Origin of the sequence: Planktothrix mougeotii LEGE 06226 (assembly GCF_015207485.1) — a bacterium.
In the GTDB taxonomy this organism is placed as follows: domain Bacteria; phylum Cyanobacteriota; class Cyanobacteriia; order Cyanobacteriales; family Microcoleaceae; genus Planktothrix.
Genome location: NZ_JADEWU010000005.1, coordinates 126,193 through 139,297, shown reverse-complemented (window position 1 = coordinate 139,297; position 13,105 = coordinate 126,193). Strand labels below are relative to the sequence as shown.

The window sequence follows — 13,105 nt, the reverse complement described above, 5'->3', positions numbered from 1 at the left end:
CCTACAACCCAAAAACCCAGTTTCTATCAAAAGCTTAATTTTCAGCAACAAGATTATAGCAGAAACCGAGTTTTTACCGTTTAAACCGCAGGTAACTCATCTAAAATGGTAAACCGAACATGATTAATGGCTAAGGTTCCCACAGAGACTTTTTCTCGGTCAACATCAACGCCTTGATTTGTTAATCGTTGAAAGCGGATTCCTTTGCCAATTTCAATATGATACCAAGCTAATCCCATAAAAAACCGCAAAGGATAGGGCCCTCCTTCTTGAATATCATCAGGGTTAGATTCCATGGGAACCCAACCGAAACCCGGAATATAAAATTCCAACCAAACGTGATTATATTCCGGTTCTAAAGACACCCCTCGACGGTCAGCAAATTGCGGACATTTATACCGTCCAATGGTGCGACAAGCAATGCCATTTAATCGGGCTAAAGCTAATAAAACCCCCACATATTCCCCACAGGAACCCACCCCTCGTTTCAAAACCACATCAGGATTTTCAATCTTAGAAGTCAGACTATAGGATAACTGATCATAAACATAATTGCGAATACTTAAAAGTTGCCGTAAAAAATTTGTTTCATGGCGAATTGCAGCTTGGGCGGCTTCTTGAACAATAGCCGTATTCATGGCTAAATGATCATCATCGACTAAATATTTTTTGGGGAAATCCGGTGACAGAGGCGGAATATTTTCCACCTGACGAGGATTAATTTGATATTTAATACTTCTAACTTCCAACACAGCTTTCCAACCAAAAATTAAACGTTCTGTTGAAGTTAACGGATTAAATCTGAAAACCGCGACTTTTTCCCCCTCTTCAATTTCTTCCCTAAAGGGAATCCCAATATAAGACACTTCCACAACTTTTTGCCGTTTCGTATTAGACGGTAAGGCAATTCGCCATTCCAAATCTTCAATATAAACCGCATCTAACGGTTCTAACTCTTCTACATAAGACATCTCGATCAAATAGCCATTAGATGTGGCATAATGCTCAGATTCATTATAATAGAAAGATAAGGGATGAATAAACGTTCGATCGCGTCTTGCTAATTCAAATTGTTCATAGGAACTGGGATTATCTCGAATATAAAGCTCATCCCCAGCATAGGCAACATAAAGAACTTCCTCACCCGTTTCAGGATCAGTATAAAAGGTTAATCCTGTGGGAGATTCAAAGGGCGTTAATACACTAAATCGCGTTTCTCCCGTTCCCCGTTCTAAACAATATACCGTTTGTTCTTCTCGATCACAAACCCATAATTCCTCATTTTTAATCGTGATATTTTCTACTCCAATTCCTGGGGAATGAAAGCGTGTAATTTCCTTTCGGGTATTGCGATTATAAACTAAAATAGAAGCTAGTCGATCACAAGCTAAATAAAGGGTAGATTCCCAAACCGCAATTCCGGTGACAGCATCAGGTAATTCCAAAAACAATTTAGGCTCAAGATTAACAATAGAATTCCCTGCAATCACCTGGGGAGCATAATAAACTTCTCGACCGCGAGTAAACCACAACGTATTATCCCAAAAAGCTAAACCTGTAACATCTCTAAATGCTAACGTTAAATCAGGATTAACCACCGTTGCATTATCGGTTTTGGGGTCAATTTTAAGTAAAAATCCCCGTAAGGTATCAACGGCAAATAAGGAATTTTCTACCCCAATTAACCCATATAAAGCAGAAACCCCCATCGGTCGAATTGTTCGGGGTTTAAAACCCGTATTGTACCCCAAAGTTGGTGAGTTAAGATTCATAGAAATTGTCATGGTGATAAAATAGCGATCTTCAGTGCGTGTATGAGGTCAAACTTCAGATTAACCATCGGAAACAAAACCAAGCCTTTCCTCAAATCCGATTTCACCTCAAACATTTAAGATTAAGCACAGATTTTGACAACTTTCGCAGGAACATTGGATACAATAGTTCTGTCAAGAAATGCTACTCTGCTAATCGGTGAGCTTCATTGATTATGGCTAGGCCAATGTTTTTCCTCCACCGTGCAACACTTGGACTAACGTTACTGTTGCCAATCATTTTGGGCAATAGTTTAATTGTACCTATCGCCCATTCAGCATCTTTACCTCCTATTGAGGGAGATGGACAGCAGGGAATCACTCGCCGACAGGGGGACAGGGCTCAGAACTCTGAACCCTCCTCGCCCACGGGTCATTCACCCTTTACGAATTGGAATGCCTTTACCCCACCCCAACGGGGTGTACCGGGGCGTCGGGAAGGGGGTGGAACTCGGGGTGGAGATTGTCCCAGTCCAGTGACTGCCTTAATTCCAGAGTCTACAATGGGGCGCACAGCGTCGAAGCAACCTGCCTTTTTTCTTTATATTCCAGGGACACTCGATCAAAAGGTAACTGAATTTGAAATTACTGATGAAACCGATAAAACCCTCTATAAAACCACCTTTTCCCTCAATATTGATCGCCCTGGAATTGTGGGAATTCAATGGTCTCCTAACTCTAAATTTATTACTTTAGAAGACAATAAAAATTATCGCTGGTATCTGACGATTAAATGCGATGTCAGTGATTCTTCAAAAGATATTCTTGTAAGTGGATGGATTAATTCAGCCACTTTAACGAATGAGCAAAAACGTCAATTAGAACAAACTCAAGATCCCTTAGAAAAGCTTAAAATCTATGTTCAACAGGGGCTTTGGTATGAAACAATGGCAACTTTAGCTACCTTACGATTGGAACAATCCAGAGATGTAGCGATTAAAAATCAATGGAATCAACTCTTACAATCTATTGGTTTTGATCCAGCTTTAAAAGAAACTCAAAATGAAAAAAATAAAGCTCAGACAATTCTTGATGCGCCTATTTTAAAAATTCAAATTAATTAATTCAGCCCCTCTTTAAAAACCGAGTTTTTGACTCTAATTTTAGAGAGAAAAATCAAGATATTTTTTTCAGAAACCCGATTTTTTGGGGGTTGTCTGCATTAATCTCGACCGTATTAAGTTTTACTCCTATTCACTTTTGCCTCTTTGCTCCTCTAAACTAAACTTAACCTAGTTAGCCACCAACCCCATCGTTCACCAAAAGTAGGCATTTTATGGGTAGGAGTGAAAATCTGATTCATTTTCGTCAGTGTGGAGTGATTTTAACCAGTACCCTATTGCTGGTTTTATCCCTATTTTCTCGTCAAGGTCTTTCTCAAACTCGTTCCTTTGCTGCGACTGGGGAGTTGTGCGATCGCCAAAATTGTCCGACTTTGGCCCAAGGCGGATCAATTAATATTCCGCCCCAAGTTCCCCAACCCGATCCCAACAAAGATCGATTTTTACCACGACCTCCTATTCCGCCTAAACCGGAACCCCCCAATAACCCAGAGTTACAACCCACTCCCACTCCTAGCCCAACGCCGAACCCACCCACAGATGAAACCCCCATTCCCGTTCAAAAAATTAACGTTACAGGTAGCACAATTCTCACTTCAGAGGAACTTCAAACCTTAGTTACCCCCCTAGAAAATCGTTCTGTGACTCTGACGGAACTGCGGGAACTCGCCGATAAAATTACAGCGATTTATTTAGAACGAGGTTACATTACCTCTAGGGCTATTGTTCCTGAACAAACCATTAACAATGGCATTGTTGAGATTCAGGTGATTGAAGGAACCTTAGAAAATATTGAAGTTGAAGGAATCAAACGCCTCCATCCGTCCTATATCACCAGTCGCATTCGTTTAGGTGCGGAAAAACCCCTGAGTACCGCCTCCTTAGAAGATCAATTGCGACTGTTACGGATTAATCCCTTATTTGAAAGCGTAGAAGCTAGTTTAAGAGCGGGAACCCAAGAAGGCCAGAGTATTCTAATTGTTCGAGTTGTGGAAGCACCGCCTTTCGGGGTGAGTCTGAATATTGATAACTATTCCCCCCCCAGTATTGGTTCTGAACGTATGGGGATTAGTGTGCGTCATCTTAACCTCACGGGTCGGGGAGACTTTCTGGGACTGTCCTACAATACGACTCGCTTAATTGCGGATGGGGAGTCGGATATTATCGACGCTTTGTATAGTATTCCCATCAACCCCATGAACGGAACGATACAATTGCGAGTCCAACCTTACCAAAACCGCATTATTCAAGATCCCTTTGATGCGTTGAATATTGAAGGAAAATCTCAACGTTATGAAATTAGTTATCGTCAGCCGATTATTCGTAACCCTATCACCGAATTTGCGTTATCCTTTGGCTTTGCCTATCAAGATAGTCAAACCCTTTTAGATAATAACGGAGAACCTTTTGCATCCGGGCCAGATAGTAACGGGTATACGCGCACCAGTGTTTTGAAGTTTGGACAGGATTATGTAATTCGTGATCCGGAAGGAGCTTGGGCCTTGCGATCGCAATTTAACCTGGGTTTAGATATTCTCGGCGCTACGGATGTCAGTACACCGAATGCTTCCTTTTTCAGTTGGTTGGGTCAAGTCCAACGGGTACAACGATTAGGGGAAGATAATCTATTAATTGCTCAAGGAGATATTCAACTATCGGCTGATCCGTTATTTCCTTCCCAACAATTTGTGATTGGAGGAGCACTATCTTTGAGAGGATATCGTCAAAACGTCCGGGCTGGGGATAATGGCTTTCGGATTTCCCTCGAAGATCGCATTACCCTAGATCGAAATCAAGACTCTGAACCTGTATTTCAACTAGCTCCCTTTATTGATTTTGGTGGAGTTTGGAACAATGACAGAAATCCTAACCGCATTATTGGTAAAACTTTTTTAGCAGGTGCAGGATTAGGCGTAATTTGGCAACCGGTTTCCGGGTTAAATCTCCGTGTTGATTATGGGCTTCCCCTCATTGGTATTGATGATCGAGGCAATAATCTTCAAGATGATGGGATTTATTTTGGTGTCACTTATACCCCTTAATCAGTTATCAAGTATCCGCATTATCAGTTATCAAGTATCCGCATTATCAGTTATCAGTTAAAATGCAGATAACAAGCATGATAACCCAAAATTGCTGGAACGTAAGCGATAAAGGTTCCGTTATCATGACTGACGGGTAACAATCATATAGTCTTCTAAAATCTTCATGGCTATCAGCATTATCAGTCTTGATTTTAATTTTTACTGATTGGCGATCGCTCATCTCACCGTGGAACAGGCATCTTGCCTGTTTTCCAGCAACTTCTGACTTTTGAAGACTTTTGACGGGCGGGACGCCCGTTCCACTTTTCACTTTTCACTTTTCACTTTTGACTGTGATTGAGAGAATTTTGCAAAAATTAACATTTAACTCCGTTGGTTTTGATCCTGAGATTTTTAAAGGTTTTTCCTGAAAATAATCAGTACAATTGCTTAGTTATTTTTTGAAAAAATTCCTCAATTACACCGGAAAGATTTAATATTCATCAAAATTTTACCCAAGGAAACTATTGGTCAAGACTCCTAATCCTCTTGACTCAGGGGTGATCAGTGGGGGTAACTTTTTTAACGTTGCAGACACTTGTATTTTATTTTTTTGCTTATTGTAACTATTTTTATAAAAAAAATAATATAAAATAAATAATTTATTTAAAATAACGCTTGAACCTGATTCTGAGTTGATTAAATTAAAATAATTTTTTAATAAACGATAAAGCTTGATTTTATAGCTCAATCCATTAAACTTGCCCCTTTATTTTCTGGGGTAGTTATGCCAATAATGGCTGTATCGAACCAGAAAACCCACTGCTCCAGCAGTCAACCGTCAACAGTTTTTAATAAAAACCGATTAAGGAGAAGCCAGCGTGAAATTAGCAGTCTACGGTAAAGGCGGAATTGGTAAATCAACCACAAGCTGTAATATCTCAGCCGCTTTAGCCAAACGAGGTAAAAAAGTCCTGCAAATTGGCTGCGATCCCAAACACGACAGCACCTTTACCCTCACAGGATTTTTAATTCCCACGATTATTGATACCTTGCAGGAAAAAGACTTTCATTACGAAGATATTTGGCCAGAAGACGTGATCTATAAAGGCTATGGGGGTGTCGATTGCGTCGAAGCAGGTGGCCCTCCAGCAGGTGCAGGATGTGGCGGTTACGTTGTGGGAGAAACCGTCAAACTCCTCAAAGAACTCAACGCCTTTGACGAATACGATGTGATTCTGTTTGACGTTTTAGGGGACGTGGTTTGTGGTGGGTTTGCTGCCCCCCTCAACTATGCCGACTATTGCGTCATTGTCACCGATAATGGCTTTGATGCCCTATTTGCAGCCAACCGCATCGCCGCCTCAGTCCGGGAAAAATCCCGTACCCACCCTTTACGATTAGCAGGATTAATCGGAAATCGCACCTCTAAACGGGATCTGATTGAAAAATATATTGAATCTGTTCCCATGCCTGTTTTAGAGGTATTACCCTTAATCGAGGACATTCGGGTGTCCCGCGTGAAAGGAAAAACCTTATTTGAGATGGCCGAAAGTGATCCATCCCTCAACTACGTTTGTGATTATTATCTGAATATTGCCGATCAACTGCTGTCACAACCCGAAGGAGTAGTTCCTCAAGACGCGCCAGATCGGGATTTATTCACCTTGTTATCAGATTTTTATCTAAATCCGACTCAACCCCTTGTTCAAAGTCAGGAAGATGAGCTAGACCTGATGATGGTTTAATATGTCTAGCTATCTCAGGATGAGGATATAGAGGTTATGGCTTTCTTCAAAGACTTTACCACCGCGCTTAAAGATAAGTGGTTGCAATATTACCAAGCCAATCGAGAGTGGCTGGTACTGCAAATGGATTTGAATTCAATACCGACCCCCGATGGGGGTCGAAGACCCGCCTCCTCCCTCATTTTGGGAACGATCAACGCGCTTGACCCAGAGGCAGCCCAACTCATGTTGCCCTTTTCTAAACTCAATCCAGATCCTGAAAAACTGATTGATGTTTTAGGGCTGAATTTTGATCCCGATATAGCGTTGGGCATTAGGCCTACCCCAGGAGAATCTGCAACGGTAGTTGTTCCAACGCCAACTCCGGTTCCTCCGGCCCCTCCAGAGACACTGAATTTAGAGGAGGAAGTGACTCTGGTAGAACAACCCAATATAGCGGGTGCTGCCGTGGCCGTTGCCAGTGCTGCCGCTGTTGTTGGAGGGGCTGCGGTGATTGCCGATACCCTGGATGACTCCGATGAACTCGAGCTTGAGACCGAAGAAGAAATCACCATTGATGAGATGGGCCTAGATGATTCCGGCATGGATGATGATTTCGGAATGGATGATCTGGATGCAGAGGCAATGGAGGACACTGATGTCGATGGGGATCTGGATTTAGATATCGACACAGAGACGGCTAGCGTAGCCGAGGAAGACTTTGATCTAGGGTTGGAGGATGAATCAGAAGCCCTAGGTGCTGATGACCTAGACATGGGCTTAGATTCCGATGAGATGGGTGCTGATGACCTAGACATGGGCTTAGATTCCGATGAGATGGGTGCTGATGACCTGGACATGGGCTTAGATTCCGATGAGATGGGCGCTGATGACCTAGACATGGGTTTAGATTCCGATGAGATGGGCGCTGATGACCTAGACATGGGTTTAGATTCCGATGAGATGGGTGCTGATGACCTGGACATGGGTTTAGATTCCGATGAGATGGGTGCTGATGATTTCGATTTGAGCTTAGATTCGCAAACGGAATCGGCTGAATTAGACATTGATACCGAATCTGATGTCTGGGACGACAACGTTAATACGGAACTGGGTGAAGACACGGAGATAAGCGATGATATCGATTTTGGTTTGGAATCCTCCGATGATCTGGGTTCAGATGGAATGGACGATCTCAGCTTAGAGTCGGAAGTTTTAGCCGCAGATGACTTAGATGGAGAAATCAGCCTAGAAGCTGACGACCTTGGTTCTGATGATTTAGGAGGGTTGGAATTAGAAGATACAGATTCAAGTCTGGATGATGATCTCGGTGATTTAGGATTGGGGGAAGATAACGCTTCCGATGGCCTGGATCTCGATACCGGAGATAATTTAGACGATTTAGGATTAGGGGATGATGATTTTTCATCCGATGATTTAGGGGATTTTAATCTCGACGATATGGGTGATTTAACAACTGGAGATATGGACGATATTGATATCGACGGATTAACCGGTTCTTCAGATGATGACGAAATTTCCCTGTCGGATTTTAAATAATTTCCCGGTTTAGTTTCCCTAATTCTTAATCGAGATTAGACTTTGAATCCGCAGGATTTTAAGTCATGGATAGTCTTGTCAAATTTTGATTCACTAACATTCGATTAAGAGGAAAAAATTATGACCGTTGCTCAACCACAACCGGAAGGGTTAACCTTTGAGTGTGAAACTGGAAATTATCACACCTTTTGTCCGATTAGTTGTGTCGCTTGGTTATACCAAAAAATTGAAGATAGTTTCTTTTTGGTAATTGGCACAAAAACCTGTGGCTATTTCCTACAAAATGCAATGGGGGTGATGATTTTTGCAGAACCCCGTTATGCCATGGCGGAATTAGAAGAAGGGGATATTTCTGCTAAACTCAATGATTATGATGAATTAAAGCGGTTGTGTTTACAAATTAAACGCGATCGCAATCCCAGTGTAATTGTTTGGATCGGCACTTGCACCACTGAAATTATTAAAATGGATTTGGAAGGATTAGCACCGAAATTAGAAGCAGAACTGGGAATTCCGATTGTGGTTGCACGGGCTAATGGCTTAGATTATGCTTTTACTCAAGGGGAAGATACGGTATTAGCCGCAATGGCAGTCCGTTGTCCTGATAAAGCTCCAGTGGCAGAAACAGAAAAACATGAACGGAATGCCATTCAAAAGTTATTGCATTTTGGCAGAAAACAAGAAGATGTAGTTCAGGAAGAATCGGAATATGCTGACCATCCTCCATTAGTTTTATTTGGGTCTTTACCTGATCCCGTTGTTACCAATTTAACCTTAGAATTGAAGAAGCAAGGGATTAAAGTTTCGGGGTGGTTACCCGCAAAACGTTATACAGAATTACCTGTATTAGAAGAAGGGTATTATGTCGCTGGAGTGAACCCATTTTTATCTCGGACAGCTACCACTTTAATGCGGCGTCGTAAGTGTAAATTAATTGGTGCACCGTTCCCCATTGGCCCCGATGGAACCCGTGCTTGGATTGAAAAAATTTGTTCTGTTTTTAATATTCAACCCAAAGGTTTAGAGGAACGAGAAGCGCAAATTTGGGCAGGGTTAGAAGATTATATCCAGTTAATCCGAGGAAAATCGGTGTTTTTCATGGGGGATAATTTATTAGAGGTTTCCTTAGCAAGATTTTTAATTCGTTGCGGGATGACCTGCCCAGAAATTGGGATTCCTTACATGGATAAACGCTATCAAGAAGCGGAGTTAAAACTATTAGAAAAAACCTGTCAGGAGATGGGCGTTCCTCTGCCGAAAATTGTAGAAAAACCGGATAATTACAATCAAATTCAACGAATTTATGATTTAAAACCGGATTTAGTGATTACCGGAATGGCTCACGCCAACCCCTTAGAAGCACGGGGAATTAATACGAAATGGTCAGTGGAGTTTACCTTTGCTCAAACTCACGGGTTCACGAATGCACGGGATATTCTGGAGTTAGTCACTCGTCCGTTACGTCGGAATAACAGTCTCAAGGATTTAGGTTGGGATAAGTTAGTGAAGGAAGACGCGAAGGTTTAATTGCTTTAGACAATGGATTAGTATAATAAAAAGGGTGATCGAATGCGATCGCCCTCTTTGTTGTTTATAATAAAAATATTCATATCCTTAAAAAAATAGATCAATTATGATAAATTCGCAAAATGAGCAATTAGAATTAAAAATTGAAAAGGATGGTATTGAGTATCAGACAGATATGGATTTAGAAGATTTTGATGATGACAATATAATTGAAGCAGATGATGAAGGAATTAATGAACCATTTGATCCAACTAAAATTAGAGTTGATACTCGACAAATGACGATTGATTTAGTGCTTTCAAGGATTAATCATGGAGAGATTGATCTTGCACCTTCTTTTCAGCGTTCAGATATTTGGACGGATAAAGCTCAGAGTAAGTTAATAGAGTCTATTCTTCTGCGTATTCCCTTACCTTCGTTTTATATGGATGCGACTGATGATGATCGATGGGTAGTTATTGATGGACGACAGCGATTAACAGCACTAAAAAAGTTTATTTTAAATAAAGAACTAAAGTTAACTGATGAATTAGATTATCTAACTGATATTCAAGAAAAAACTTACGATGAACTACCTCGTAAGTATCAACGTCGCTTACTTGAGACTCAACTAACAATTTATGTTGTTGAAGAAGGTACCCCTCCATCTGTAAAATATAATATATTTAGACGTATCAATACAGGAGGAGTACCTCTTTCCCCTCAAGAAACTCGCAACGCATTAAACCAAGGAAAAGCTACAAAAATTTTATCTAAATTAGCTAACATGAAAGAATTTAAAAAAGTTACCAATCTTGACAAATCTCGAAAAAAAAAGAGAATGATAGATCAGGAGTTTGTGTTAGGATTTTTAGCTTTTAAAATTAATAATTATCAAGATTACTATCAATCTAAAAGTAGAGATGATTTTTTTCATAAAACAATGGAGGAAATTAATCAATCTTTATCTGAAGATAAATTAAAAGAAATTGTAGATAGTTTTAAGCGTTCAATGATAGCAGCATACGATATTTTTGGGGATACTGCATTTAGAAAAATTTCAAATCAAAATGGAAGAAGATATCCTGTTAATGAAGCCTTGTTTGAAGCCTGGTCTGTAAATCTGAGTAAACTTGATGATACCGAATTACACATTCTTAAAAAAAGAAAAGAGGAGTTAAAACAAAAATTTAGTTATTTAGTTGATAATGATAAGGACTTTTTAAAATCTATTTCTCAAGCGGGTGAAAAAGTATCTTTGAGATTTAGTACAGTAGAAAGGATTATTCAAGAGGTGTTAGCATCATGAGTTCAGCTAGTATGATGAGTTCAATTCATCTTAAAAATTTTAAATGTTTTGCTGATCAATTGATTAGTTTAGGAGCATTGACTCTGCTTTCTGGTTTGAATAGTTCAGGAAAATCTTCGTTATTGCAATCATTACTATTACTACGCCAATCTTATCAACAGGATTTGTTACCAGAAACAGGATTAGCATTGAATGGTGATTTAGTGTGTGTTGGAACAGCAAAAGATGCTTTATTCGAGGATGCAGAAGAAGATGCAATTGGTTTTACAATTACTTGGAATAATAAACTACAAGGAACGTGGTATTTTAATTATGATGAAGAGGCAGATGTTCTCGATTTAACTTCACCTGAAGTGAATTCTGAAATTTATCAATCAAATCTGTTTGGGGACAATTTCCACTATCTACAAGCTGAACGAATTGGCCCTCGTATTTATTTAAAAAAGTCGGATTTTCAGGTACGGATGCACAATCAAATCGGAACTAGCGGTGAATATACAGCACATTTCCTGGCACTATATCGCGATAAAATTATTCCTAATAGTGAACTTAGTCACCCGTCAGCAGAATCATTAAAACTAGGATTTCAAGTTGAAGCCTGGATGGGAGAAATTAGCCCCGGAACACGTATTACAATTAATGATAATCCACAACTAGATTTAGTAAGTTTAGAATACTCTTATGGACTAAGTAATTTATATCGTGCGACTAATGTAGGTTTTGGGATTAGTTATGTGTTGCCTATTATAGTTGCTGTATTATCCTCTAAACCAGGAACACTCATTTTAATAGAAAACCCAGAAGCCCATCTTCATCCTAAAGGACAATCCAAAATGGGTCAACTGTTAGCACTTGCAGCAAGTTGTGGAGTTCAAGTTGTTGTAGAAACCCATAGTGATCATGTGTTAAATGGAATTCGTCTTGCGGTTCATGATGGTAAAATTAAACCTGAAGATGTTCAATTAAACTACTTTCAACGGATAGACGAGGATGGACAATTAATCACAGAAATAATATCCCCAAAAATTGATAAAAATGGTCGAATTAATAAATGGCCTGCTGGTTTTTTTGATCAAACTCAAAAAGATTTAATCCAATTAATGTAATGAATTTCTTAATTAACGAATTATCTTTTATTGGGCAAGCTACAAATATTTATGATGCTGACACCCTGATGAAAGCTTTAGCAGAGGTTATCAAGGCAATTAAACCCATTTTAGGAAATGATTCTATTTATATACATGAATTATTTTCAAATTGCAAAATTACAGAAAACTATACAGTAAAAGACTGGGTGTATGAAAAATCATTATCTAATGATCATGATCAAGTGCAAGCATTATTATTGATTAAATTATTTACAGATGGGCCTTTTATCTTAGATATTTTAAATCAAGAACTATTATATTGGGAATGCGAATTTAATGGTGAAGACTATTGTGAAAGTTCATTGGCTGGTGCAGCATACTTACAAGGAATTTTGATTAGTTTACAGCAAGCACCTGATTTCTCCAGTGAATTGATCAATGTCTTATTTAAGCTGGATGAAAATCCCTCAGAAATTATAGAGGTTTATAATTTAATAAATGCTGACCAAGTTAAAAATATACCGGGACATTATTTACCTCCAAATCCACAAAGAGAAATATATGATGGCAATGATTTATGGAATCGTAAAGATCAGTTATTTTCACATTTACAATTTTGTAAAACAGGTACTAAACAATTGCGTATACTTGGTTCAGGAGAGGCTAAATTAAAATGGGTTTTAAAAACTTTAGAGCAACTGGAAGAATATACAGAAATTTGGATTAGTCAAGGGTGCAAAGAATTTAGTTTAGAAGGATATTCTCTTGATGTTTCTGGAGAAAGTAAACGAACACTTGATAAATATTGGAAAGAACGAACTTTTTTGTGTCCTGATGGGGAAGAACGTTTATTTGATCAACATATTAAGCTGAAACAATGTAATTGGCGAATTCATTTTTTCCTAGAGCGTAAAACGGAAAAAGTGATTATTGGTTATGTTGGTGTTCATCTTCCTACAGTAAAATATTCTACCTAAATAGCGTCATCCTATCGCACTTAATAATACATTGAATCAGAA

At 39.3% G+C, this 13,105-nt stretch carries 9 protein-coding genes; 8 read left to right on the top strand and 1 reads right to left on the bottom strand.

Annotation, left to right across the window (positions count from 1 at the left end; translation table 11 throughout):
- Positions 1-80: 80 nt before the first annotated feature.
- Positions 81-1,772 (bottom strand): transglutaminase-like domain-containing protein, encoded by a 1,692-nt coding sequence (locus tag IQ236_RS04115; RefSeq protein WP_193868110.1) that lies wholly within the window; start codon positions 1,770-1,772, stop codon positions 81-83.
- 269 nt (positions 1,773-2,041) lie between these two features.
- Here IQ236_RS04115 and IQ236_RS04110 point away from each other — a divergent pair, with 269 nt between their 5' ends.
- The 8 genes from IQ236_RS04110 (at position 2,042) to IQ236_RS04075 (ending at position 13,063) form a co-directional block, all read left to right on the top strand.
- Positions 2,042-2,875, top strand: coding sequence for a DUF928 domain-containing protein (locus IQ236_RS04110; protein ID WP_193868084.1), 834 nt, complete (start codon positions 2,042-2,044; stop codon positions 2,873-2,875).
- Positions 2,876-3,087: 212 nt separating this feature from the next.
- A complete protein-coding gene (locus IQ236_RS04105) occupies positions 3,088-4,914 on the top strand; it encodes a ShlB/FhaC/HecB family hemolysin secretion/activation protein (protein ID WP_193868083.1) in 1,827 nt (608 codons plus the stop codon).
- Positions 4,915-5,777: 863 nt separating this feature from the next.
- Positions 5,778-6,644 (top strand): ferredoxin:protochlorophyllide reductase (ATP-dependent) iron-sulfur ATP-binding protein, encoded by an 867-nt coding sequence (gene bchL, locus IQ236_RS04100; RefSeq protein WP_072720732.1) that lies wholly within the window; start codon positions 5,778-5,780, stop codon positions 6,642-6,644.
- Positions 6,645-6,680: 36 nt separating this feature from the next.
- Positions 6,681-8,183 carry a DUF5331 domain-containing protein gene (locus IQ236_RS04095; RefSeq protein WP_193868082.1) on the top strand — a complete coding sequence of 501 codons (1,503 nt, stop codon included), beginning with the start codon at positions 6,681-6,683 and terminating at the stop codon, positions 8,181-8,183.
- Positions 8,184-8,303: 120 nt separating this feature from the next.
- Positions 8,304-9,710 (top strand): ferredoxin:protochlorophyllide reductase (ATP-dependent) subunit N, encoded by a 1,407-nt coding sequence (locus IQ236_RS04090; RefSeq protein ID WP_193868081.1) that lies wholly within the window; start codon positions 8,304-8,306, stop codon positions 9,708-9,710.
- A gap of 106 nt (positions 9,711-9,816) precedes the next feature.
- Positions 9,817-10,998 carry a DUF262 domain-containing protein gene (locus IQ236_RS04085; protein WP_193868080.1) on the top strand — a complete coding sequence of 394 codons (1,182 nt, stop codon included), beginning with the start codon at positions 9,817-9,819 and terminating at the stop codon, positions 10,996-10,998.
- Between the two features lie 11 nt (positions 10,999-11,009).
- Positions 11,010-12,104, top strand: a complete 1,095-nt coding sequence (locus tag IQ236_RS04080; protein ID WP_193868079.1) for an AAA family ATPase — start codon at positions 11,010-11,012, stop codon at positions 12,102-12,104.
- Complete coding sequence (locus IQ236_RS04075) at positions 12,104-13,063, top strand: hypothetical protein (protein WP_193868078.1); 960 nt, start codon at positions 12,104-12,106, stop codon at positions 13,061-13,063. The genes IQ236_RS04080 and IQ236_RS04075 overlap by 1 nt, the downstream gene beginning before the upstream one ends.
- Positions 13,064-13,105 lie beyond the last annotated feature (42 nt).